Annotated in this window: 20 protein-coding genes and 1 tRNA gene; 4 read left to right on the top strand and 17 right to left on the bottom strand. The window is 57.8% G+C overall.

Annotated features, from left to right (window positions below; translation table 11 throughout):
• Positions 1–400: 400 nt before the first annotated feature.
• From MX657_RS14640 to MX657_RS14615, 6 genes are all read right to left on the bottom strand, one after another.
• Positions 401–476: transfer RNA gene (locus MX657_RS14640), tRNA-Asn, on the bottom strand.
• A gap of 165 nt (positions 477–641) precedes the next feature.
• Positions 642–2,831 (bottom strand): TonB-dependent siderophore receptor, encoded by a 2,190-nt coding sequence (locus tag MX657_RS14635; protein WP_080329616.1) that lies wholly within the window; start codon positions 2,829–2,831, stop codon positions 642–644.
• Positions 2,832–2,857: 26 nt separating this feature from the next.
• On the bottom strand, positions 2,858–4,183 hold the full coding sequence (locus tag MX657_RS14630) for a lysine N(6)-hydroxylase/L-ornithine N(5)-oxygenase family protein (RefSeq protein ID WP_346806062.1): 1,326 nt from the start codon (positions 4,181–4,183) through the stop codon (positions 2,858–2,860).
• A complete protein-coding gene (gene iucC, locus MX657_RS14625) occupies positions 4,180–5,922 on the bottom strand; it encodes an aerobactin synthase IucC (protein WP_346806061.1) in 1,743 nt (580 codons plus the stop codon). Before iucC ends, MX657_RS14630 begins: the two co-directional genes overlap by 4 nt.
• Entirely contained in the window at positions 5,919–6,866 is a 948-nt protein-coding gene (locus MX657_RS14620; RefSeq protein ID WP_119915971.1) for a GNAT family N-acetyltransferase, read from the bottom strand. The genes iucC and MX657_RS14620 overlap by 4 nt, the downstream gene beginning before the upstream one ends.
• Entirely contained in the window at positions 6,866–8,608 is a 1,743-nt protein-coding gene (locus tag MX657_RS14615) for an IucA/IucC family protein (protein ID WP_346806060.1), read from the bottom strand. Before MX657_RS14615 ends, MX657_RS14620 begins: the two co-directional genes overlap by 1 nt.
• 138 nt (positions 8,609–8,746) lie before the next feature.
• On the opposite strand from MX657_RS14615, the gene MX657_RS14610 reads away from it, so the two are divergent.
• Positions 8,747–9,958, top strand: a complete 1,212-nt coding sequence (locus MX657_RS14610; protein WP_346806059.1) for an MFS transporter — start codon at positions 8,747–8,749, stop codon at positions 9,956–9,958.
• Here the strand turns inward: MX657_RS14610 and mtfA are convergent.
• Positions 9,955–10,752 (bottom strand): DgsA anti-repressor MtfA, encoded by a 798-nt coding sequence (gene mtfA, locus MX657_RS14605; RefSeq protein WP_080329610.1) that lies wholly within the window; start codon positions 10,750–10,752, stop codon positions 9,955–9,957. The two genes, MX657_RS14610 and mtfA, sit on opposite strands and share 4 nt — an antisense overlap.
• A gap of 221 nt (positions 10,753–10,973) precedes the next feature.
• Positions 10,974–11,456: a hypothetical protein gene (locus MX657_RS14600; protein ID WP_346806058.1), complete on the bottom strand. Its 483-nt coding sequence runs from the start codon at positions 11,454–11,456 to the stop codon at positions 10,974–10,976.
• Between the two features lie 192 nt (positions 11,457–11,648).
• Here MX657_RS14600 and MX657_RS14595 point away from each other — a divergent pair, with 192 nt between their 5' ends.
• Positions 11,649–12,002: a DUF1090 domain-containing protein gene (locus MX657_RS14595; RefSeq protein WP_346806057.1), complete on the top strand. Its 354-nt coding sequence runs from the start codon at positions 11,649–11,651 to the stop codon at positions 12,000–12,002.
• A gap of 51 nt (positions 12,003–12,053) precedes the next feature.
• On the opposite strand, the gene MX657_RS14590 is transcribed toward MX657_RS14595, so the two are convergent.
• Positions 12,054–12,632, bottom strand: coding sequence for a chorismate mutase (locus MX657_RS14590; RefSeq protein WP_346806056.1), 579 nt, complete (start codon positions 12,630–12,632; stop codon positions 12,054–12,056).
• 175 nt (positions 12,633–12,807) lie between these two features.
• Between MX657_RS14590 and traF the strand changes: the two genes are divergently transcribed.
• On the top strand, positions 12,808–14,013 hold the full coding sequence (gene traF, locus MX657_RS14585) for a conjugal transfer protein TraF (protein WP_346806055.1): 1,206 nt from the start codon (positions 12,808–12,810) through the stop codon (positions 14,011–14,013).
• A gap of 906 nt (positions 14,014–14,919) precedes the next feature.
• Positions 14,920–16,284 carry an autotransporter outer membrane beta-barrel domain-containing protein gene (locus MX657_RS14580; RefSeq protein WP_346806054.1) on the top strand — a complete coding sequence of 455 codons (1,365 nt, stop codon included), beginning with the start codon at positions 14,920–14,922 and terminating at the stop codon, positions 16,282–16,284.
• 41 nt (positions 16,285–16,325) lie between these two features.
• On the opposite strand, the gene MX657_RS14575 is transcribed toward MX657_RS14580, so the two are convergent.
• Genes MX657_RS14575 through fliE form a run of 8 tightly spaced genes read right to left on the bottom strand, consistent with a single transcriptional unit; the run spans position 16,326 to position 23,271 of the window.
• Positions 16,326–16,730, bottom strand: coding sequence for a flagellar protein FlhE (locus MX657_RS14575; RefSeq protein WP_346806053.1), 405 nt, complete (start codon positions 16,728–16,730; stop codon positions 16,326–16,328).
• Positions 16,727–18,820, bottom strand: coding sequence for a flagellar biosynthesis protein FlhA (gene flhA / locus MX657_RS14570; RefSeq protein WP_080329606.1), 2,094 nt, complete (start codon positions 18,818–18,820; stop codon positions 16,727–16,729). The genes MX657_RS14575 and flhA overlap by 4 nt, the downstream gene beginning before the upstream one ends.
• Complete coding sequence (gene flhB, locus MX657_RS14565; protein WP_346806052.1) at positions 18,820–19,965, bottom strand: flagellar biosynthesis protein FlhB; 1,146 nt, start codon at positions 19,963–19,965, stop codon at positions 18,820–18,822. Before flhB ends, flhA begins: the two co-directional genes overlap by 1 nt.
• 18 nt (positions 19,966–19,983) lie before the next feature.
• Positions 19,984–20,622, bottom strand: a complete 639-nt coding sequence (cheZ, locus tag MX657_RS14560; RefSeq protein WP_346806051.1) for a protein phosphatase CheZ — start codon at positions 20,620–20,622, stop codon at positions 19,984–19,986.
• 5 nt (positions 20,623–20,627) lie between these two features.
• Positions 20,628–21,014, bottom strand: coding sequence for a chemotaxis response regulator CheY (gene cheY / locus MX657_RS14555; RefSeq protein ID WP_080329603.1), 387 nt, complete (start codon positions 21,012–21,014; stop codon positions 20,628–20,630).
• On the bottom strand, positions 21,004–22,080 hold the full coding sequence (locus MX657_RS14550) for a protein-glutamate methylesterase/protein-glutamine glutaminase (RefSeq protein ID WP_346806050.1): 1,077 nt from the start codon (positions 22,078–22,080) through the stop codon (positions 21,004–21,006). Before MX657_RS14550 ends, cheY begins: the two co-directional genes overlap by 11 nt.
• Positions 22,077–22,931, bottom strand: a complete 855-nt coding sequence (locus MX657_RS14545; RefSeq protein ID WP_346806049.1) for a CheR family methyltransferase — start codon at positions 22,929–22,931, stop codon at positions 22,077–22,079. Before MX657_RS14545 ends, MX657_RS14550 begins: the two co-directional genes overlap by 4 nt.
• A 16-nt stretch (positions 22,932–22,947) precedes the next feature.
• Positions 22,948–23,271, bottom strand: a complete 324-nt coding sequence (fliE, locus tag MX657_RS14540; RefSeq protein WP_346806048.1) for a flagellar hook-basal body complex protein FliE — start codon at positions 23,269–23,271, stop codon at positions 22,948–22,950.
• Positions 23,272–23,414: the final 143 nt, after the last annotated feature.

Genomic DNA, 23,414 nt, shown 5'->3' with positions numbered 1-23,414 from the left:
TAGCGATATGTAGGGTAACAGATATTAAAACTTTCCTATTATGGCGGTCTTGTCCGAGGAGTTTTTATTTTCTGCGATCTGCTTCCAGAACCCCCTCCCTTGCTGCTATTGGCCAATTGCGACACTATTTAGCCAGTTCGCCCTGCCTTCCTTTTTTGTTCCCATAACCAGCGGTGGATACGTGGGTTTTGCCGTATGCAAGAGCAAAAAGCGGGCGCTATTCACTGTGAGCAGTCAAGAACCACTGAGAGGGATGTCTTGAACAACGTATAGCTAATGCTATCGTGAATGAAGTTATGGTCAGATAGCAAGCCATCCTGAATCAATGCTTATGATGTGAATGATAGACGCTAAAAAGCAAAAAACCTGCTCAAGTTTCCTTAAGCAGGCTTTTCAAATTTGGCTCCTCTGACTGGACTCGAACCAGTGACATACGGATTAACAGTCCGCCGTTCTACCGACTGAACTACAGAGGAATCGTGTGAACGAGGCGCATAGTAACGACCTCGGTACGCCTTGTCAAAGGGTGAAAACGCGCTTTTTGTTCGTTTGCCGACAATTTCAGCAAATCGCTGATTTTATGGCAAATTTGCGTTCAAATTGCACAATAAAAAAGCGCCGCCCGCAGGCGGCGCGCAGGATCAGAACAGTACGGAGTAGTTCAGACCAAAGGTTCGTCCACGGCCCTTATAGGTATACAGGCCCGGTGCGCCGTAGGTTGGGCTATACAGCCCTGGAGCGCGCTGGCCCCAGGCGGTGGTGTAGTCTTTGTCCAGCAGGTTTTCCACGCTGAAGCTGACCTTGCCCACCGGCAGGGCGTAGCTGCCCAGGAAATCGACCGTGTTATAGCCATCGATCTTCTTGCCGTCGGAGTCGGACACGTCAAAGGTCTGCGTGCTCTGCACGCGCAGGGTCCAGTCGCCCGGCGCCCAGTTCACCCATGCGCTGGCTTTCGACGGGCTGGCGCTGTCGACCGTCAGCTTCTCCCATTTCCCGTTTTCGCGGGTTTCAGACTTAATGGCGTTAAAGTTCGCGCCGGTGCTCCAGTCGCTGTCGGTGAAGAAATAGTCCACTTGACCTTCAATCCCGTAGATACGACGCTTGTCGTCTTCCAGGTTGATGGTCATATCCGTCTTGTTGATGGTGATGGTTTTATCCGAGAGCGAGTAATACGCCGCGACCTGCGTGCGCAGGTTGTCACCGGTGTAGCGCCAGCCCAGCTCGTAAGCATTGACTTTAATGCCGTCCAGCGTTGAGTCGTTGACGTTCACGCTGTTCAGCAGGCGATAGTGGCCGTTGCTGAGCTGGTAGGTGCCGGAGCCGTAGTACTTCGCCAGGTCAGGGATTTCAAAGCCCTGGGAGAAGTTAAACCACAGCTGCTGTTGTTCGGTCAGACGACCGAGGATCCCGGCGTTAAACAGGAAGTTGTTGTAATCGGTTTTCCCACCCGGCACCGCGTCTGCGGAGGTGGCTTTCCCGGTGGCGATGGCCTGCTGCTGGGCGTAACCGACAAAATCATCCACCTTGTTTTCGGTGTACTGGTAGCGCACGCCGCCGCTCAGGGTGATAGCGTCAATGTCGTAGCTCGCCTGCAGGAACGGGGCGAGGTTGGTGATGCTGTAGCCCGGGTAACGACCCACGTTGTAGGCGTTGTCCAGCTCCATACCGCCGCTTGCCGCTGCCTTGCTCAGGTCGAAGAACTGCTGGTTAGCATCGAACGTTTCGTGGTCGGCATCGACACCCCAGGTCAGCGTCAAATCGTCAACCGGCTTGCTGTTCAGCGTCAGCTTGCCGCCGTAGAAATCGGTTTTCTGCTGGGACGCGCCGATGCTGCTTACCACGCCTTTGGTCAGGGTCGGGAACGGGTAGTAGGTCAGGCTCTCGTCACGGTAGTAAATCTGCGCGACCAGGTCCTGGCCCCAGAAATCGGTATTGGAGTACTGCAGGTTAATCAGATGGCGCTCGGTGCCCGGCACGCGGTCAGAATCGAGATTATCCTTGTTGTACGCGGTCGCATCCCCCGTTACCGCCGAGAAGTTCTTCCCGAGATACAGCCCATGCTTGCCGTCGGATTCGCTCTTGTAGTACTGCGTAGTGAGCTGCAACTGCTGATGTTCGTCGATGTTGAGGGTGCCTGTTCCCATCACATCAATACGGTCGGAATACTGTAAGCCGGTCTGGGTGTTATCAATGATCACCTCATCGCCGTTACCGTCATACCAGCCGCCGTAGCGCTGATAGGAGACCGACAGACGGCCAGAGGCGTTGTCGTTGCCGCCGCTGACCGCAGCCGAGACGTTCTCATCGTGATCGTTATGGCTGTTAAACCCGCTTTTTGCCCCGGTCTGGAACTCAACTTCGGTCTCCGGCTGGCCCTTTTTGGTGACGATGTTCACCAGGCCGCCGGTGCTGCCGCCGCCGTAGAGTGACGTGGCGCCGGAGATGACTTCGATGCGGTCAATGTTGAACGGATCGATAGAGTCCAGCTGGCGGCTGTCGCTGCGGGACGAGTTCAGACGAACGCCGTCCACCATCACCATCATGGAGCGGCCACGCAGGTTCATGCCGTAGTTGGTACGTCCCTGGCTGCTGACGTCCATGCCCGGAATCAGCTGCGCCAGCACTTCTTTGATCTCTTTTCCGCCCTGGACCTGCTGCTCGATCTCAGACCGTTCAATGACCCAGGTGGTCTGCGCCATCTCGGCCACGCTGCGGTGCGCACGGCTGGCGGAGACCACGATATTTTCTTCCTTTTGTTCTTCCGCCCACGCAGAGGTAGAAAGCATTGCAAGCAAACAAGGATTTAAAACCCAAAGATGAGAACGTTTCATTGTTATGTTGATCCTGATTGTGTGTGTCAGTACTCAGTGGTTTTTGCTAACGATTTAAAAACCTGGCTGCTCTCCGGGCTGGTGGTGCTCCGCCAGTGGATAACGCCAGGGGTGGTGGCCAGTTCAAATGGCTCGTCATCGTGCGCGCGATTCAGAATTCGCGCCGCGCGCCAGGCCATCAGGCTGAGCTGGGGTTCGGCAATGCCGAGACGGTGCATCCCGGCATTCACGGCAAACAGGCGGTTGCTCTGCGGGCCGTCCCATTCGAGGGTGAAATCGTTGTTAATGCAGAACGCTTCGTCCGCATCCAGATGCAGGCGGTGAGACAGCGGCGCGAGGAACGCGGGCTGCACGGCGCGGTAGCCGGTGGCGAAAATCACCACGTCGCTCTCCAGCTGCTCGTGGCCGCCGTCGAGGTGATGCTGAATGCTCAGGTGATGTCCGGTTTCCTGACGCGTCAGGGCCGTCACCGAGCGGGACGGCATCAGGTGCGCCCAGGGTTTTTCACGCAGCACTTCAAAGCGGTGGTACATGGCGCGGTAAATCGCCAGCAGGGACTCGGTGGTGATGCCGTCGGACGTCATCTTCTGCTCGTGCAGCATCTGACGACGGGCCTGTTCGCCGAGCGTGGAGAAGCTGTCCACGTATTCCGGCGTGAAGTATTCGTTGGCAAACGCGGCTTCATCCAGCGCGTTGTAGTTGTTGCGGCGCGATACCCAGTTCAGGCTCAGCGGCTGGCCCCATTCCCCGCGGAAGATATTTAAAAACAGATCGGCGCCGCTCTGGCCGCCGCCGACAACGGTGACGCGCTTGCCGGCGAGGTCCGGCGTGCGCAGCATCATTTCGCTGGCGTGGAAGCAGGTATCGTCCTGCGCCGTGACGCAGTCAGGCAGGTTGATCTGCTTGCCAATCCCCACACAGACGTGGCGCGCCAGGAAGCGGTCGCGCTGGGTCACCACCTCAAACAGGCCGCTTTTTTCGTCAAAGCTCACCTGCTGAACCTGCTGGCTGAAGGCCAGGTTGGTGAGGTTGTCCGCCGCCCAGCACAGGTAGTCCGCAAACTCTTCGCGGGAAACCGTGCGCTGCTCGGTGGTCAGAAAACGGTAGAATTTTTTGCGCTGCACCAGGTAGTTCAGAAAGCTGTGGCGGTTGGTGGGCTCCACGGCGCTGACCAGATCCTTCAGGAAGCTGGTCTGCATGTGGCAGTCCGGCACCATCATCCCCGGGTGCCACGAGAAGTGCGGTTTACGCTCAAGAAACAGTGAGCTAAAGCCGTCCAGCCCCTCGGCCAGAGCGGCGATGCTGAGGTTAAACGGGCCAATACCAATGCCGATGAAATCATAGGTTTTCATTGCGCGGACTCCCGGGAGGCCAGAAAAAGGGGGTTATCAAGATCGGTAACGTAGTTCGGCAGCATGCGGCTACCGCCGTCGTGTTCGGAGAAGGTCAGTTTGACCGGGTTGAGGATCACGCGAATAATCTGCGGCTTAAACAGATCGAATTTCGCAAAGCGATCCGCAAGCTCAGGGTGCGCGGCCATATAGCGGTGCAACACCCCGGCGAGGATCTGATAGAAGCGGTTTTCGCTCACGCCGCTTTGCAGGGTCAGGCGCGAAATAAAGCGCAGCACCGTCACAAAGTTGCCGGTTTGCAGGTCGTGGATGATGTAATCCGCGCTCAGGCGCGCCGTCACCGCTTTTACCTGCTCCGGCAGGCTCTGTGCCTGCGGGAAATCCTCATCCACCAGGCGCATATCGCCCTGGAAATCCTTCAGCAGGATGCGCTGCGGGACAGAGTCCTTCATCACCAGCGTCACGTTCTGGCCGTGGGCGATAAGCGCCACGCCGTAGCGGCAGAGCAGGTGGTAGAACGGGATCACCGTGGCCTCGAACAGCTTTTCCAGCCACGCTTCGGCGCTTAGCCCCGAGCGTTTGATCCACGCGTCAATCAGCGGGCGACCTGCGTTATCGGTTTCCATCAGCGCTGCCATCAGCACCGCCTGTTCACCGTCTTCTAAATAACAGGATGGGTTCTCGCGCCAGATCACCCCCAGCATCTCCTGATAGCGGTAGGGCGCTTTCGGCAGCGCCGCGTAACCCGGATGCGACAGATACCCGGCAGCGGGTTCGCCCAACACCTGCGCGCCGGAGCGGGCAAGCGTGGCGTCGGCGGCGAACTGCTGCTGCAGCCAGCGCGAGGCCAGAGGACCGGCGGCGATGTACTTGCCCGGAATACCGCGATAGCAGGAGGTATTGTAGATAGTCAGCGGCAGCTTGATGTCATACGGCGCGCGACGGCTGGCGTTGGTGAGCGTGCGCAGGGACTGCTGCGCCAGATACTCATCGCCAAACTCGCCCAGCTCAACCATCTCACCGCGCGCCAGCTGCGCCAGGAAATGAATGGCGATCTTCTGCTGCCACTGCCACGGATGCAGCGGCACGGGCAGCCAGCTGTTGTCGAGACCCAGCGCCTGCCAGCGGGCGTTAAACCGGGCGCGCTCGGCATCGTCCATGGTGCTGGACAGCAGAGTGTGGATGTCGCAATCGGCGTCGCTGCTCCAGACCAGATGTTCACGCTGGACGGCGACCCAGTGCAGGCGGAAGCGTCCGCGGTATTCCGGCGCGTACTGGCGCAGCGCGTCCAGACCCCAGCCGCGGCGTCCTTTGTTAAAAATAAACTTCGGGTGACCGCTCATCAGACACTGTAATTCGTCCGGGTCGAGGTGGATCAGTGCGTCCGCGTCCAGCGCTTCACGCGCCTGCAGCAGCTGCATGTCCCCGCGCAGCGTGGCGTAGAGATCTTCCATGTGCTCTGCCGTTTGCGCGTCGCTCATCTCCAGCACCGTCGCCAGCTGCAGCAGCGCGCATTCAGCCTCCACGGCGGCGCCGCTGGCGGTGGTCAGGCTGTCCGGGTCGATATGCAGCCAGCCCCAGATCCCGCGCGTGGCGCGAAACTGCCATGACTCGTTGCCCATGGCGATGCGCCAGCCGTCCGCCGACACCTGCTCAGCACGCAGGGTGCGTTCGTATTCCAGCTCGGCGAGGATCTTCGCCACCATCTCGCGGTTCACTTTCTGCCAGAGCGCGTTCACAGTTCCACCTCGCTGAAGAAGCGGTGACGCTGGCTCATGATGAGGCGCGAGCGCTTGTGCGGGAAGTCGAACTCTTTCATCGTGTCAAAACCGGCAGACGACAGATGGCGGAACAGGCGCTGGTTGTCGAAGCGCGGCTCGGCCACGATGCGCGCGGTGCGCGGCTCATCGAGATACAGATAGTGGCTCAGGCCGCGCAGCCAGCTGCGGATGTACTGCGCGCCGCGCCAGTTTTCTTCACCCACCAGCATGTGCAGCCCGCGGTCAAACGGCTGCCAGCGGTAGTGACGGCCAATGCGGTCTTCTGGCGCCCAGTAGAGTTCAAAATAGCCGAACGGCTGGTCGTCGAAGCAGCCGATAACCGGGTAGCAGTAGGTCGAGTCAAGCTGACGGCGCAGGTAGTTTTCCTGCTCGGCCTGCGGGCCCGCCATCTCCCAGAAGGCGTTCACGCGCGGGTTATTCATCCATTGAGTGAAACGCTCGCCGTCCAGCGCCACGTCGGCCACGCGGAAACTCAGCGTGCGCTTAATCTGCGGATCGTAACGGCGATACACCTCGCCCTGCGGGCGGCGAGGGCGCAGCGGGAAATACAGCTGACGGCTTTCATCAAACTGCATCCCGCCGCTGGCCTGCGGCCGTTCGCCTTTCAGCCACAGCGGCAGCTGCCAGAAGGTTTCACGCGCCAGATAATCCCCGTGGGCCTGGCGAAACAGCGCCTGCGCCTGGGGTTCATCCTGCCAGGCCGCCCACGGCAGGGTAATGCCGGACAGCGCGGGCGCGGCAATAAACAGCTGATCGAGGGCGTCCACCAGCCAGCCGTCCGGGATCCCGGTCAGACGCTCAAGGACCGCGCTGCCGTCAAGACCCAGCGTCAGCGGCAGGTTTTGTTCCGTGGCCGTGCAGCGAAAGCCGTAGCCGGAATGGACGATATTCGCGTTCGCCATCACGCCTTCTCCTTGTAAAACGGGTTGCTAAAGTCGAAATAGATCACCGCCGGATCGACGATGGTGTTTTCGTTACGATCGTGCAGGTAGCAGAAGAAGTTGCCTTTGCAGTTCCAGGTCGGGCTGTCGAGCACGTAGTCGAGGCAGCGGGTCTGCTTCGCCGTCGTGCGCAGTTCGGCCAGCGCGTCCCGCACGCGGGACATCAGGCTCTCTTCGCTGTCGAAACCGGCGGCGGCGAGGGCGGCGGTAACCGCAAGGGTGGAGTTCAGCAGCAGGTAATAAGGGAAGTAGCGCAGCAGCTGACTCTCACCGAAGCGGTTTTCCACGTCGGTTTCGCCCGCCTCTTTCAGCCACGCATCGGCCCCTTCGGTCCAGGCGCTGCCCTGGCAGTCGCGGTAGATCAGCCCGACGGGGAAATCCTGCTGCATCTCTACGAGGATATTTTGCTGGTGCGCCAGCAGCACCAGTCCGTAGTCCGCCTCGGCGCTGAACAGCGGAAGCAACACGCGGTCGCAGTAGGCGTCCAGCCAGCAGCGGGCGGCCTGGGCGAGCGGTAAATCCAGACGCTGGCTCAGACGGCGCACCGCTGCGGCCAGCAGGCTGTCGCCGCCGTCCGGCGCGGCCTGGGTCAGGCTCACCAGCACGTTGGTTTGCGTTTCAGGGGTATCGAACAGCAGGTTAACGCGCAGGGCCATCAGGCTCTCTTCCTGAACGACACCACTTTCATCACGCAGTCCCGCCCAGCCGTCTTCCTGCATCACGCGCATGGTCGGGTAGCGTGCCTGTAAATCCTGCCAGCGTTCCGTTTTCGCCAGCCGCGCCAGACGCATGCCGCGCTTAACCTCTTTCACCGACAGCGTGCGCACGGAGTTGGTCAGGCGCACGCTGAGGGAGAACTTAATCATGTCGCTGTTGGTTTCGCTGTACAGCGAGCGTGACGAGCTGGTGGGCAGCCACTGCGCGCCCGCTTCGCCCAGGTCCTGTAATGAACCGTTTGCCGCCAGACGCTGACACCATTCCTGCTCCAGCAGATAGTCGGCCTGCCACGGATGCATCGGCAGCAGCCAGCGGGTGTCGGTGAAGTGGCCGAGCAGCTCCGGCGCGCTCTGGGCGGCGAAGCGCAGCAGACGCTCGCGCAGGGAGACGTTCAGGCTGTCACCGGCAACGAGTGTGCTCTCAACGGCAAACCAGCGTAGCGGGAAGCGGGAGGCGAAATCGGGCAGATAGCGACGCGCTTCGGTTTCGTTGAACGGCTCGTGGGATTTTGGCGCAGGGTGAAACGCGTGGCCCACCAGCAGCGCCTGTTCCGCGTCGGCAAACGTCAGCGGCCTGTCGCGCAGTTTTGCCCAGCTGTGGCGCAGATCGATCGCCTGCCAGGTGTGCGCGTGGCTTTCCAGCGCGCGCTGTTTAAAACGCGCCAGCGTATCGGCATCCAGTGAGCCTTTTACCGAGGGTTTTTCAAGAATTAAATCAACCAGTTGATTGAAAGTGACGGTGTCACCGCTGTCGCTATCGCTCTGGATAAGCGTTGCCGGGAAACAGTATTGATGATGCTGGGTTGGGGAGAAATAGCGTACCGGAACCTGAAGGGCCTGGGAGGGAGAAAGCGGGATATGAATGTGCGCCAGCTCATCCGCTGCGGAAGCGGGGAGATAGCGCCAGTCCTTCGTTTCGCGCACCAGGGCGTTTAAAAAACACTGGGCTGCAACGTCTGTACCGGCAGAGCGGGGCAGAGCACGCATAGATGTACCTCATTCCGTGACTGATAATAATTCTCGTTATGATATTCATTCTGTTTACAGTGGCAACTATTTTTGCAATATTTGTTTTCATTAACTTCATAATTTCCACACATTTATTGACACTATGTTCACATTCTCATGCGCGCTTATTCTGAAACGTTGACGGAAAACATCACCCCGAAAGCTAACTGGCCCCTGGCGCTCTGCGCGGGTTTATTGGGCGTCGGGCAAAATGGCCTGCTGGTGATGCTTCCGCAGCTGGTGACCCTGACCGAGCTGTCGCTCTCGGTCTGGGCCGGGCTGCTGATGTTCGGATCCATGCTCTTTTTACCCGCCTCCCCGTGGTGGGGACGTCAGAGTGAGCGAAGAGGGTGTAAGGTCGTGATGGTGGCCTCGCTCAGCGGGTATCTCGCCAGCTTTGGCGTCATGGCGCTGGTGGTCTGGGCGATGGCCGCCGGGATGCTGGCGAGCGCCTGGGGACTGGCGGGGCTGATCCTCTCGCGACTGCTGTATGGCCTGACGGTATCGGGCATGGTGCCTGCCGCGCAGACGTGGGCTATTCAGCGTGCGGGGCTGGAGAAACGCATGGCGGCACTGGCCACCATCAGCTCCGGCCTCAGCTGTGGTCGTCTGCTGGGCCCGCCGCTGGCGGCGCTGATGCTCAGTGTGAATCCGGTGGCACCGCTCTGGCTGATGGCGATTGCGCCTCTTATTGCTCTGCTGCTGGTGCTGCGTGAGGTGGCCGATCCGCCGCTGCCGCCGGTGGCGCATCAGTCCACCCGTTTACAGGTCTCAATGCTGCCGTTTCTGCTGCTGGCGCTGCTGCTGGCGGCGCTGGTGAGCCTGATGCAGCTTGGCCTGGCACCGCACCTTAGCCCCCTGCTGGAGGGCAACGCCCGGGATATCAGCCACCATGTGGCGCTGCTGCTGAGCCTGGCCGCGCTGGCGACGCTCGCAGCGCAGTTCCTGGTAGTGCGTCCGCAGCATTTCAGCCCGCTGATGTTGCTATGCATCGCGGCGGTACTGATGGTGACAGGGCTTGGCTTAATGTGTATTGCCGAACTGGCGCTGTTCTACGTGGGGATTGCTATCACGTCACTCGGCGCGGCAATGGCAACGCCGGGCTATCAGCTGCTGCTGAACGATCGCCTGACGACGGGGAAAGGCGCGGGTGCTATCGCGACCAGTCACACGCTGGGCTACGGCGTCAGCGCACTGCTGGTGCCCGTTGTGACGCGTTTTTTCGGCGAGCAGTATTTAACGATGGCCGCCTGGGGAATGGCAGTACTGTTTTTAGCGCTGAGCGTCGGGGTACGGTTTAATGAGCGTACCCCTGCTGAAAAGCATTAATGCACGTGGCGGGATGCAGGGCCATCTGTGCCCTCATTTTGCCGCAGGCGCTTGAGCGGATCCTGCTGATAAAACTGGCAGAAGCGCTGCCACAGCGCCGGGAAGCGGGGGGCGAAAAGCTCGGGTGCGCTGAAGAAGTACTCTGACAGCACCGCAAAGCACTCGGCAGGGTCGGTTGCCGCATAGGCATCAATGCTGGCGGCGCTTTCACCCACCAGATCTATCTCATCCTGGATGTTATCCATTGCGGCATGCAGGTCGTGCTCCCATCCTGCCACTTCACGAAGCGGGATCAGCGGCACGCCGCTGGCGCGATCGCCGTTGCGGGTATCAAGCTTATGCGCCACTTCATGAATAATCAGGTTAAAGCCTGAGGCGTCGAACGAATCCTGAATGTCGAGCCAGTTGAGGATAATCGGCCCCTGCTGCCAGCTTTGCCCGGACTGTACCACCCGCTGGTTGTGTACCAGCCCGATATCGTCCTCCCACTCGTCATCGACAATGAACGGCGCGGGGTAGATCAGCACTTCGTGGAAACCGTCCAGCCATTCAATACCGAGCGCCAGCACCGGCAGGCAGAAAAGCAGGGCGATACGGGCGTTTTTCAGCGGATCCAGCTCGAACCCCTGCAGCGGCACCAGGCGTTTTTGCTGCAAAAAGCGATCCGCCATCTGAACCAGTTTCGATTGCTCATCCGGCTTAAGATTAGCCAGAACAGGGATCGCCAGCGCGTCATCCCAGGGCAGCGCCATATCCCGGCCAGCCTCATTCGTTTTCCAGGGCCACTTAATCATCGCTTTGCTCGCAAACTCGTCACTTGAACAAAAATGGGAAGGTGATGTGCTGTTAACATGCCAAAGAACCCGGCATGAAGGCAACAACAAAACGGAGCAGAGGGAATTTTTGCCGCAGGTATAAGGCCCCTCTCGCGACCGCTATTCAAGCACTTATGCCGTTTTGTTTCAGTGACAAAACTCCCATAGAGAAGATCGGGTGATAAATCTGCTGTCCTGGGCTATTTATTGTTATCGAATTCAAAGACATGCTGGTCGCCGTTCGCATAGGTGATGTTCAGCCATGTCTTGCTGGCATCGTTAGCCGGACGGAGATCGCTGACATCCGCCTTGCCGGCAAGAGAAATCGCCCTGACCTGCGGTTCGGCAAGATTCTTATTCACCGCGATCCACTTGCCTTTACGGCAGTCGTCGGCGGAATTGCTGCACAGGAAAACAAAGTACGGGCTGTCGACCATCATGTTGTATTGGCTGAGTTTCTCGCCACCGTTGATGAATAACTTTTTGCCGCTATTTCCGCAGTTTTCACACTGCATACGATCGTCACCCGAGCCTGAGAGCGTCACGTGATACGGCAAAGGCACGGTTTGTGTTTTTAATGGGGTGCGATCCGTTGGAGCGGATGTTTGCGCGTCAGTATTGCAGCCTGCCAGCAGGGCGGTTATCACAATGAGCGGTAACGTCAGCAGCGTCGATTTTTTCATGGGTGCAGGTCTCTTCTTTTAATAACAGGTTTCACTATTAACATACACTATTTTGTCATTTATCAGTAATTCCTCCGTGTGACAGAATAAAAATTTCAGAAAATGCTAGCTCCGCCGAAATAACGTTGAAGCAGTTAAGTTAAATACGTGGAGAATTAAAAAATGAATAAGCGAACATTTCTGGCCGTTATTATGACGATGAGCATTCCTTTTTCAGCACTGGCTGATGACGCATTAACGGGGTGTGCGGCAAAACGGTATAACATCGAACAGCAAATTCGCCAGGCGGAAACGCACGAAAACAGTTATCGCCTTGATGGCTTAAAAAAAGCCTATGCAGAAGTTGTCGCAACCTGTACGGATGCCTCGCTTAAAAAAGAGCGTGAGGCTGATATTCTTAAAAAACAGCAAAAGGTGAGCGAGCGGGAACAGGAGCTTCAGGAAGCAAACGCGTCCGGGCGTGCGGATAAGATTGCCAAAAAACGCGCTAAGCTTGAAGAGGCCCGAGCCGATCTGCTCGCAGCGGAAGCTGAATTAACGAAATAAATGGCTATCCGCTGGTAACAGTATCAGTAATAAGGCTACAGGGTAGCCTTATTACTGGCGCTTAATTCGCACAAGATAATCAATTAACACTGTTTTTTCCCATTCGGAAATCTGCTTGCCGTCAAGCTCCTGGCGCAGCGCTTCGGTCTGCGCATGGCTAAAGCCGCCACCCACCAGCAATTGCTGACTAATAAGGTCGAGAATGCGGTTATCAAGTTTAAGGATTTGCTCTCTTACCGTCTGCAAGGATTTTGGCTGCCAGTTATTCTCAGGTTTGATGCGCCAGCGATCCAGGTAACGATACTGAATAGCCTTGCTGACCATCATTTGGGCATGAATGAAACCTTCAACGCTGAGCGGATCTAATTTTGCCGCGTCGGCAAAATGCTGGGTTTGCCTGAGCACTTTTTCTTCCCGGGGCAGATCTTCCACCGGCAGGCCGTTCGCCAGTTTGTATCCCGCCACATCTTTCATCACCTCAAAGCGCTGGTTGATGGCATCGGCAAGATCGGGAATGCTGGTGGCGGTGACAGAGGCAGCCAGTGAAGAGCCGCACATGAAAAATGAGGTGAACACAATAGCGAGATAACGCATGACTCTTCTCCATAACAGGGGGGATAAATATTCCATGCAACGCAAAACCTATTCTGGCAGGACAGCGTGCGAAGGCAATATTTCATTCCGGCAATGAACTCGCATTAGTGATGCATTATTTCAAAATTGAAATAATGAACTTATTGCTACCATAGCAAACAGGTTATTACTCCAGCCTTTCTCACTGGCAACAATATTCTATCCGGAAATTATGAAATATAAATTACTCACACAGTACCTCTTTACTGCAGGGGCTATTACGTTGACGCCTTATGGCTTCGCATCGACAAATGGGTTCGATGCCCGTAGCACCGCGATGGGGGGCGTTGGCGTGGCGTCAGCGCACTTTGGTGCGGCCCCTTTAACCAACCCGGCCCTGCTCGCCACCTCTCGTGCTGAAGACCGTGCAAGCCTGATTGCGCCGTCGATTGGCGCACAGGCCAGTGATTCTGCAAACCTGATTGACGGGTTCGATGATGTCACCACGGCCTGGGATAATCTGGAAAACGCTCTTGGCAGTGGTAACGAGGCGGAGGCGGCGGGCAAGCTGGCGGACCTCGTTTCCGGGCTTGCGGGCGAAAAGGCAAACGCGAACCTGGGTTTGGGTATGGTGCTGGCGGTGCCGGATGATTCCCTTCCGATTGCGCTTTCCGTCAACAGCTGGGCAAAAGGCCATGCGCGCGCGTTGGTCAGCCAGTCTGATCTGGAATATCTGGAAGGTGTAGCGAATGGCACCATCATACCGGGCAAAGACGATCTTGATAAACTGACGTCCCGCGCGGAAGGCATGGCGGCACTGGTGACGGAATACGGTGTTTCCGTCGCTCATCCATTTTCGATTGGCGACACCCAGATCGGGGTGGGGATCACGCCGAAGATCCAGCGCATTGAAACCTGGAATTATAACGTCGCTATCAATAATTATGACTCTTCCGATCTACGTGACGGAAACTGGCAGCACCAGACCATGAGCGCCAATATTGATGCCGGTTTTTTTGCCGCGTTAACGCCAGAGTGGATGGTGGCGCTCTCCGCACAAAACCTGTTCGAAAATAAAGTAAAAACGCGGGAAATAAACGGCTACCAGCCAGCGTTTGTCATTCGTCCTCAGGTTACGGCAGGGGCAGCGTGGAAGACTGAACGCGTGACCCTGAGCACCGATATCGATCTGACCCCGGTGAGTGATTTCCAGTACGCGGATAAAAACCAGTATGCGGCGTTTGGTGGTGAAATTCGAGCCACCGACTGGATGCAGCTACGGGCGGGGTATCGCGTGGATATGCGAGGTAACGACCACCGTATTGTAACGGGTGGGGTAGGGCTCTCCGCCGGGGAGTCAATGCAGTTTGATCTAACGGCCATGGCCGGGCGAACCCGGACTATAGGCGGTGTCGCGCAGTTTACGTTTTATTTCTGAATATAAAAGGTCGCCGGGGGCGACCTTAAATTTATGTGAATTGCCTTTCTACCGATATAAGTTTTGAGAAGAAAAAATCTCATTATTCAACTTATTATAAGGCATTAAATGAAATCGTTATTCAAATATTCTTTTTTAAGAAACGCCATTCTCATCGCCACGCTTGGTTCAAGCAGTAGCGTCTACGCAATTACTGACATTACTAAAGACACAATAATTGATGGTCGCTCTCCTGCCGATGAAGCCTATGCCGTCCTGAAAGGTGCTGAGCTGACGGTCGTTGGTGCAACGACGAAGTATATTAATGTATGGGATGGTTCACTGAAGATGGATGATAATTCCATCGCTAATGGGCAAGTTTTTTTTAATGAAAACACGTCTGGAATCATTAATAATAGTATTGTTAACGGCGCTTTGTATACCTCAGGGGGTGAGGTTGATATTAAAAATAGCGTAGTCAATGGTCTTATAGCAACACAAAGCGCCGGAATGATCAGGGCAATAAATGTACATGCTTATGAGTTTTCTACTGCCGAAGGTGAGCTTATTGTCACCAATGGCCATTTTGACAATACCGGTGGTTATAGGGGAAATGGACATTTCATTGGTGGTGGGAAAGCGACTTTTAATGGCAGTGTAATAGTGGGTAAAGCGGAGGGAGTGAAGTTTTCTGGAATACAAAATTCCTCCCTGGCTCTTATCAATAGCAGCATATGGTCCACAGAAGGCGCCACATTCGATATCACAGGCGGTTTTAAGAAAGACATCAACCTGAGTGCGGGGAGCCGCGCAGGTTCGGCTACAGGTGTGCTGTTAGAGAACAGAGGGTCTGGAGCGGTTGCCCTTTTGCTGGAGGGCAGCTACGCAGCGGGTGATATCCTGGCGCAGGGAACCGGAAATGTGGACGTGAGCCTTACTGAGGGCAGTACGCTTTCGGGCAAAATGGTCAACGTTAATCGCTTGGTGCTGGACGATACCTCGCTCTTTGAAATGACCGCCAGCTCCGATATCAAAGCACTCACCATGGCGGGAGGAACAGTAAAATTCGCACCGGCTGAGGGCGAGGAGTACCGCACGCTGACGCTCGGCACGTTGTCCGGCAACGGTAACGTCATGATGAACGCCGACCTGCTGAACGGTAAAAGCGATCTGCTGGATATTTCCGGCACCGCGAACGGGAAGTACACCCTGCACCTGGCGGCGACGGGGCGTGAAGCGGCGAACCGCGAGGCGCTCGCGCTGGTGCGCACCGGCGGCGGTGATGCTGAATTTGCCCTGAATGGTGGTCGCCTTGACGTAGGAGCCTGGCAGCAGCAGCTGGTGCGTAACGGCAATAACTGGGAGCTGGTTCAGGCGGGCTCAACCTCTGCCTCCACCGACGCGATGCTCGCTATGGCCTCCGCGCCGCAGTTTATGCATGAGGAAGAACTGAACGTCCTGCGTTCGCGCCTTGACGACACAACTCTGGCGCCGCAATCCGGTATGTGGGCCACGGCGCTGCACAGCCGCAGCGATGTGGACGGCGCGTGGGACTCCGCCTATCGGCTTGAACAGAATGGCCTGATGCTGGGCGGCGATAAGGTCACTGAGCTCGACGCAGGCAGTCTGAGCACCGGGGGGTATCTGAGCCAGTCAACCGGTCAGGTGAAACATGCGCGCGGCGGCCAAAGCCGGGTGACCGGCTACGGCGGCGGTCTGTACGCCTCCCTGACGTCAGATAACGGCTGGTATACCCGCGGTTCGGCGCAAATTACCCGTTTTAGCAATAAACTGAGCGCCAGGATGAGTGACGGTGGAACCGCTCGGGCAGACTGGAACAGCTGGGGCTACGGTCTGGGCGTGGAAGCCGGTCGTCATATTGCCGTAAATGATACCACGCGGCTGACACCGTTTGCGGGCCTGAACGGCTGGTTAACGCCGTCCGAGAGCGTCAGTCTGAACAATGGCATGACCGCTGAAACGGGGGACGGACGTTCCCTTCAGGCGGAAGCTGGTATGCGGTTTAGTACCCGTCTGGACGCGGGGGATGTGAAAGTCGCGCCTTACGCAACGGCAGCCCTGAGCCAGGCGCTGGTGAAAAACGGCGGTACGCGAATCAACGAGACGGTTGATTTTACCAACGATTTCACCGGAACCGGCGGTAAGCTTTCCGGTGGCGTCAGCGTGATGCTGACCCCGTCAACACGGGTCTGGATGGAGGCGGGCTACGCAAAGAGCGAGCATGCGGAGTCGCCGTTAGTGGGGAATGTGGGTCTGCGCGTCGATTTCTAACCGGTACAACCTGCTCTACCGGTTCGCCGGTAGAGCATCTTTCAACGGTGACGATAACTCACCGTCACCTGATTACTCAGCACATGCAGCGGCGTGTCGAGGCGACCTCCCGCTACGGAATAATACTCAAAACGAAACGGCCCGGCGGCTGGTATCCCGGTAGGCAGGGGCAGTTCCCCGGCAAAGCCGGGCAGCGTCAGGCAGCGCGTGGCGCTGCACAGGCGAATGCGAAACCCGGCGGGGGTCAGGCCGTCTGTCTGAATCTTCCAGTACACGCGTGAGGCCACTGCGCCAGCGGGCAGGGGAGAGGGGCTATGCACCGGTTTGCTTTTCATTACCATTTGCCCCCGGGTCAGCGTGCCACCAAAGCTCTGGCTGCTCCAGGAACCGTCCGCCGCAACAGCCAGCGGCGAAACCAGAAGCAATGCAAGCGCTGCTCTCATCATCCTTTGCCCCCAATCAGATACGTCATCCGCACGTTGCGCTGGGTGTTGATCTCCTGGCTGGAGAGCACCGCCAGCTGCGGGAAGATGCGGCGCAGGTAGCGCGACAGCATCAGACGCAGGGCCGGGTTCACCAGCAGCACCGGCGGCGCGCCTAAGCCTTCCTGATGCTGCAGCGCCTGTTCGGTCTGCTTCATCAGGTTTTCAGCAATCCCCGGCTCAATCGCGCTGCCGCTCTGGGTCGCCTGCACCAGAAGCTGCTCCAGGGAGAGATCCAGACCAATCAGCTGAATGTCATCTTCGCCCGGGAACCACTGCTGGGTGATGGCCCTGGACAGACGCGCCCGCACGCGGGTGGTCAACTCATCGGCATCGCTCTGGGCGGTGGCAAACTCCGCCAGCGTGTCAATGATGGTGCGCATATCGCGGATCGGCACGCGCTCAGCCAGCAGGTTCTGCAGCACCTTGTGAAGAGTGGTCAGGCTGATGACTGCCGGGATCAAATCTTCCACCAGCTTCGGTGAATGTTTGGTGATCTGATCGAGCAGCTGCTGCGCCTCCTGGCGGCCAAACAGCTCTTCGGTGTGGGTACTCATCAGATGGTTAAGGTGCGTCGCTACGACTGAACTTGGGTCAACCACCGTGTAGCCCAGCGTCTGCGCCAGCTCGCGGTGGACTTCGTCAATCCACAGAGCAGGCAGGCCAAAGGTGGGCTCGGTGCACGGTGTGCCAGGGACTTCACCTTCAGCACAGCCAGGGTTGATTGCCATCCAGCGGTCCGGCTGAACGTCGCCAGAACCAATCGTGACCCCTTTCAGCAGGATACGGTAGTGCGTCGGGGCCAGATCCAGGTTGTCGCGAATGTGCACGGCAGGAGGAAGGAACCCCATCTGCTGGGCGAACTTCTTGCGAATGCCGCGCACGCGGGTCAGCAGCTGGCCCTGCTGTTCGTGATCCACCATCGGAATAAGGCGATAGCCCACTTCCAGACCCAGAGTATCTTCCATGTGTACGTCAGACCAGGTGGCCTCATGCACCTGCGCAACCTCGGCTTCCGCTGCTTCGGCATCGGCCTGCGCACCACTGCTTTTTTTCACTTCACCTTCGCGACCGCGTAGCCACCAGGCGACGCCAAGCAGCACGGCGGTAAACAGCAGGAAGACAACGTTCGGCATTCCGGGGATCAGCCCCAGCAGACCAATCACGCCCGCCGCCAGCACAATCACGCGCGGAGAGGTGAACAGCTGGCCCACCATCTGCTCGCCCACATCCTGATCGTTGGCAACGCGGGTCACGACCACACCGGCGGCGGTGGAGATCACCAGCCCCGGGATCTGCGCCACCAGACCATCACCGATGGTCAGCAGGGTATAGGTCTCCCCGGCCACGCCCACGGACATGTCGTGCTGCATCACGCCGATCACCAGGCCGCCAATAATATTGATCGCCATAATCAGCAGCCCGGCGATGGCATCTCCGCGCACAAACTTACTCGCACCGTCCATCGAACCGTAGAAGTCGGCCTCCTGCGTCACCTCTTTACGGCGGCGTTTAGCCTCTTCTTCGCCGATCAGTCCGGCATTCAGATCCGCGTCTATCGCCATCTGCTTGCCGGGCATGCCGTCGAGAGAAAAGCGCGCGCCCACTTCTGCAATACGTCCCGCACCCTTGGTGATAACCATAAAGTTAATGATGATCAGGATGACGAACACGATGATACCGATGGCGAAGTTCCCGCCCACCAGGAAGTGGCCGAAGGCTTCAACGACCTGACCCGCCGCTTCAGAGCCGGTATGGCCGTTCATCAGGATCACGCGCGTGGAGGCCACGTTCAGCGCCAGACGCAGCAGGGTGGAGAACAGCAGCACCGTCGGAAACGCCGAAAACTCCAGCGTGTTCTGGGTAAACATGGCGACCAGCAGGATCATGATCGACAGCACGATGTTGAAGGTAAACAGCAGGTCCAGCACAAAGGTCGGCAACGGCAGGATCATCATCGCCAGGATGGTCATGATCAATACCGGTCCGGCCAGTACCTGCCACTGGGTTTCCTTCATGTTGGGTAATCGTAATTTGGTGGCGATATTGGCCATCACTCTCTACTCTCTTGTGCAAAATCCATCCCCGCCGGAACGGGAAGATCTTTAGGTGTCAGCGGACGCAGGCCGTAGCCTTTACGCCAGCGCTTAAGGCCATAAACCCAGGCCAGCACTTCCGCCACCGCGCTGTACAGCTCGGCGGGAACCGGTGTGCCGGGGTCACAATGGCGATACAGGGCGCGCGCCAGCGGCGGCGCTTCAAGCATGGGGACCCGGTTCTCTTCGGCCAGTTCGCGGATGCGCAGGGCAATTAAGCCGCTGCCGCAGGCAACAACCATCGGCGCGCCCATGGCGCCTTCCTGATACTTCAGGGCGACCGAATAGTGGGTCGGGTTATTCACCACCACGTCGGCGGTGGGGACATCGCTCATCATTCGCTGCTGCGCCATCTGACGCTGCAGCTGGCGAACCTTGCTTTTAATCAGCGGGTCGCCTTCCTGATTTTTGAATTCGTCTTTGATTTCCTTCAGGCTCATGCGCAGCTTTTTGAAGTTGCTCCAGAGCTGGTAAACCACGTCGAACGCCACCATCGGGATCAGCGATAAAATAATGGACAGCATGCAGCCCAGCAGCAGGGCGCTGATATCGCTAAGCGCCATGCCGAGCGGTTCAAACATCAGGCTGATAAACTTCGCTTTGTTAAACCACAGGAACAGCCCGCCGCCGACCGCTGCCAGCGTGACCTTCAGAATGCTCTTCACCATCTCCGACACCATCTGCCCGGAAAACAGGCGCTTGATGCCGCTCAGCGGATTGAGCTTCTTCAGGTTAAATTTCAGCGCTTTGGCGCTCATGTTCAGGCCGCCAATCAGCGACGGCGTGGCGACGGCGGTAAGAAACAGCCCGCCAACGAACGGCAGCAGCGCCAGGAAGGCGTTCCCTAACAGCGATGCCGCGTGGTGCAGCATCTGCTGCGGGTCGCTGACTAACAGCCGATCAAACGTCAAACCGTTATGCAGCAGATGCTGCAGCTGTTTTGCCAGCCAGCCGCCCGCCACCATGATTAACCCCCAGCCTGCCAGCAGCATCAGAAGGCTCGTCAGCTCGCGCGATCGCGGAACTTGCCCCTCCTCACGCGCTTTTTGCTTTCGGTGGGGGGTGGGGTCTTCTGTTTTTTCGCTGTCGTTTTGCTCTGACATGACTTTCGCCCGGCGGGATTAGAAGCCGAGTGACTCCAGCAGGTCATCCACCTGCTCCTGAGAGGCGACGATCCCTTCGGCGCGGGCATCGATTTGCGGACCATTCTTCAGGTGCGCATCGCCCGTTTCGGCAATCACATCGCGCTCGTTCATGTTTTCTACCAGCACGCTGATAAGCTCTTTCTCAACGGTCTCAATCACGTGCATCAGGCTTTGCAGCACCTGACCAGTGAGATCCTGGAAGTCCTGCGCCATCATGATTTCGGTCAGCTGGCGGTTGGTTTGCTGGGTTACCGCTGGCACGTCGTGCAGGAAGGCGCGGGTGGCTTTGACCAGCTCGCGGGCGTCTTCCAGCGGCTGCGGATGTTCAAACCAGGCATCCCAGCGCGCACTCAGCGCGGTGGCGCTATCGCTCAGCCCTTCCTGCAGGGGACGCGCCACCTCCACGCTGGTCAGCGCACGATCGGCCGCCTGTGAGGTCTTGCCGACCACGTAGTTCAGGCGATCGCGTGTGTTCGGAAACGCGTCCGCCACCTCCATGATGGCCTGCTCCAGACCGAGGTTGGCCATGCTGTCGCGCAGCAGACGGGTCAGTTGCCCGATGCGAACGAAAATCTCTGTGGCGTTATCCGCCTGCATGTTTAACGGGGTGTTCATAGGGGTTACCCGAGTTTTTCAAAGATTTTGCCGAGCTTTTCTTCCAGCGTGGCAGCGGTGAACGGCTTAACGATGTAACCATTGGCACCCGCCTGAGCAGCGGCGATGATGTTCTCTTTCTTCGCTTCAGCGGTCACCATCAGCACCGGCAGTTTTGCCAGAGTGGCATCGCAGCGGATGGTTTTCAGCAGCTCCAGCCCGTCGACGTTTGGCATATTCCAGTCGCTGACGACGAAATCGAAGCCTCCGGCACGCAGTTTGTTAAGCGCGTCCTGACCGTCTTCGGCCTCGTCAATGTGCTTGTAGCCCAGATCCTGCAGCAGGTTTCGTACGATGCGTCGCATGGTGGCGAAATCGTCCACTACCAGAAAACGCAAATTTTTATCCGACATGGGGGGTATCTCCTGAACGTGAGTCGGTTTTGGATGAGTTATGTTTATGGAAACTGTCCAGTAAGCACTGGCTGATGTCGTCGAGATCGACGACCTTCTTCGCCGCGCCGAGCGCGATGGCTTCGCGCGGCATACCGAACACCACGCAGGTGGCCTCGCTCTGCGCGAGGGTAAACGCCCCGGTCTGACGCAGGTGCAGCAGGCCGCGTGCGCCGTCCGCGCCCATGCCGGTCAGCAGGGCGGCGCTGGCGTGTTTGCTGGCCTGACGCGCCACGGAGTCAAACAGCACGTCTACCGAAGGCCGATGGCGATTCACCGGTGGGGCATCGCTGAGCCGGACCCGGTAGCCGTTCTCCTGGCCGAGGATTTCCATGTGGCTGTCACCCGGCGCTATCAGAGCGCATCCCGGCAGCACCGGCTCGCCATCCTGCGCTTCACGCACGGCAATCTGACACAGCGAGTCGAGACGCTGAGCGAAAGAGTAGGTAAAACCGGCTGGCATGTGCTGGGCGATAACAATTCCCGGCGTGCTGGCCGGTAATGGCATCAACACCCGACGCAGCGCCTCCGTACCGCCCGTTGACGAGCCAATGGCAATGATGCTCTGCTTACGCACGGGAATACCGGCGAGAACCGGTCGGGCGGCAGGGCTGTGCTGAGACAGCCTGGCGCGAGCAGCGACGCGGATCTTCTCCACCACCAGCTGGCTCCAGCTGTCGATATTCTCTGCCCCGCGGTGCTCCGGCTTGGGCAGAAAATCAACCGCGCCATGCTCCAGCGCGGCCATCGTGGCTTTTGAACCACGGGTGGTCAGGGAGGAGATCATGATGACCGGCATCGGGCGCAGGCGCATCAGTCGGGAGAGAAACTCCAGCCCGTCCATCCGCGGCATGTCGATATCCAGGGTCAGCACGTCCGGGTTGAGCTGTTTGATCAGCTCGCGGGCAATAAACGCGTCCGGCGCCGTGCCGACCATTTCCATATCAGGCTGCTGATTGACTACCGCGCTCAGCATGTTACGCATCAGAGCCGAATCATCGACCGCCAGCACACGAATTGCCTTCACCGTGTCGCCTCCGTCAGTTCATAGACCGACTGCCCGCGCAGGCGCAGCGGAATATGCGCGTGGTTAAAATGTTCCGAATGACCTACAAACAGAAGGCCGCCCGGCTTAAGCAGACGCGCAAAGCGCTGTAACAGGCGCTGCTGCGTCGGCGCGTCGAAGTAAATCATCACGTTGCGGCAGAAAATGGCGTCAAACGGCCCCGGCACGGACCACTTCTCATCCAGCAGATTAAGCTGCTGATAGTGAATGGCGGACAGCAGCTCCCGTCTGGCTTTTACCCACTCGCTGTTGTCGCCGGTGCCGCGTAGAAAAAATTGACGCTTTTGCGCCAGCGTCAGCGCGTCCAGATCGCTCAACCGGTAAACGCCTGCTTCCGCCTTTGCCAGCACCTCGGTGTCGATATCCGACGCCCAGATGCGCGGTCCGGTCAGCGAAGCGCCCAGCTGTTCGTGCAGCGTCATGGCGATAGAGCAGGGCTCTTCACCCGTTGAGGCGGCGGTACACCAGACGCGGTAGCCTGAGGCGCGCTGGCGCGCATGTTCCGCGAGGATCGGGAAGTGATACGCCTCGCGGAAAAAGGAGGTCAGGTTGGTCGTCAGCGCGTTAATAAAGTTCTGCCATTCCGGGTGCTCAGAGTGCGACTCAAGCAGGCCGATATACTCGCTGAACGAAGCAAGCCCCAGCGTGCGTACGCGACGGGAAAGACGATTAAAAATCATCTCTCGCTTTTGCGCGTTGACGACAATTCCGGCGCGCTTATAAATTAATTTCCCGACACGCTGTAATTCGCCGTCAGTCAGAGAAAGCGTATTCAGGGATAAGCGTGTAGACGTGCTGATAATTTCACTCATAGAATTGAGGCAGACCTTAAACCGGTGTATTCATTATTTCCTGATACGCGCCGATCATTTTATTTCGCGCCTGCATACCAAAGCTGAATGAAATAGATGACTTCTGCATCGCCAGCATGACGTCATTCAGGGCAATATCGGAGCTTCCGGACATCCACTGCTGTGTTTTGCTCTTCGCTTCGACCTGGGTTTTATTTATTTCATTAATACTGTTAAATAAAACGTCAGAAAAAGAGGGCGTATCGCCGCGGGAGGTCTGGAGGCGATTCGATGCGCCGTTGACCTGCTGCGCCTGAGTCTGTATTTGATCGAGTACGCCACGCATTAATGTTGCTGACATGTTCAATTCCTGGTAAATGGGATAAAAACCGCTGTTAGTTGCCTGTCTTTTAAACGTCGACAGCTTAACACGCGAATAAAAACCTCAGAAAACCCAATAAGCCGTCAGAACTTTGAGCTTATTTATCCTTAAAAAAAACGCCT

Origin of the sequence: Enterobacter chuandaensis, assembly GCF_039718975.1 — a bacterium.
GTDB classification, from domain to species: domain Bacteria; phylum Pseudomonadota; class Gammaproteobacteria; order Enterobacterales; family Enterobacteriaceae; genus Enterobacter; species Enterobacter chuandaensis.
The sequence above is the reverse complement of the archived record's forward strand: the minus strand, read 5'-3'. Positions and strand labels throughout refer to the sequence as shown.

Excerpts from the sequence above, each read along its gene's own strand:
- MX657_RS14635 (WP_080329616.1), bottom strand. The coding sequence starts at position 2,831 with ATGAAACGTTCTCATCTTTGGGTTTTAAATCCTTGTTTGCTTGCAATG.
- MX657_RS14630 (WP_346806062.1), bottom strand. The coding sequence starts at position 4,183 with ATGAAAACCTATGATTTCATCGGCATTGGTATTGGCCCGTTTAACCTC.
- MX657_RS14620 (WP_119915971.1), bottom strand. The coding sequence starts at position 6,866 with ATGGCGAACGCGAATATCGTCCATTCCGGCTACGGCTTTCGCTGCACG.
- MX657_RS14615 (WP_346806060.1), bottom strand. The coding sequence starts at position 8,608 with ATGCGTGCTCTGCCCCGCTCTGCCGGTACAGACGTTGCAGCCCAGTGT.
- MX657_RS14610 (WP_346806059.1), top strand. The coding sequence starts at position 8,747 with ATGCGCGCTTATTCTGAAACGTTGACGGAAAACATCACCCCGAAAGCT.
- mtfA (WP_080329610.1), bottom strand. The coding sequence starts at position 10,752 with ATGATTAAGTGGCCCTGGAAAACGAATGAGGCTGGCCGGGATATGGCG.
- MX657_RS14600 (WP_346806058.1), bottom strand. The coding sequence starts at position 11,456 with ATGAAAAAATCGACGCTGCTGACGTTACCGCTCATTGTGATAACCGCC.
- MX657_RS14595 (WP_346806057.1), top strand. The coding sequence starts at position 11,649 with ATGACGATGAGCATTCCTTTTTCAGCACTGGCTGATGACGCATTAACG.
- MX657_RS14590 (WP_346806056.1), bottom strand. The coding sequence starts at position 12,632 with ATGGAATATTTATCCCCCCTGTTATGGAGAAGAGTCATGCGTTATCTC.
- traF (WP_346806055.1), top strand. The coding sequence starts at position 12,808 with ATGAAATATAAATTACTCACACAGTACCTCTTTACTGCAGGGGCTATT.
- MX657_RS14575 (WP_346806053.1), bottom strand. The coding sequence starts at position 16,730 with ATGATGAGAGCAGCGCTTGCATTGCTTCTGGTTTCGCCGCTGGCTGTT.
- flhA (WP_080329606.1), bottom strand. The coding sequence starts at position 18,820 with ATGGCCAATATCGCCACCAAATTACGATTACCCAACATGAAGGAAACC.
- flhB (WP_346806052.1), bottom strand. The coding sequence starts at position 19,965 with ATGTCAGAGCAAAACGACAGCGAAAAAACAGAAGACCCCACCCCCCAC.
- cheZ (WP_346806051.1), bottom strand. The coding sequence starts at position 20,622 with ATGAACACCCCGTTAAACATGCAGGCGGATAACGCCACAGAGATTTTC.
- cheY (WP_080329603.1), bottom strand. The coding sequence starts at position 21,014 with ATGTCGGATAAAAATTTGCGTTTTCTGGTAGTGGACGATTTCGCCACC.
- MX657_RS14545 (WP_346806049.1), bottom strand. The coding sequence starts at position 22,931 with ATGAGTGAAATTATCAGCACGTCTACACGCTTATCCCTGAATACGCTT.
- fliE (WP_346806048.1), bottom strand. The coding sequence starts at position 23,271 with ATGTCAGCAACATTAATGCGTGGCGTACTCGATCAAATACAGACTCAG.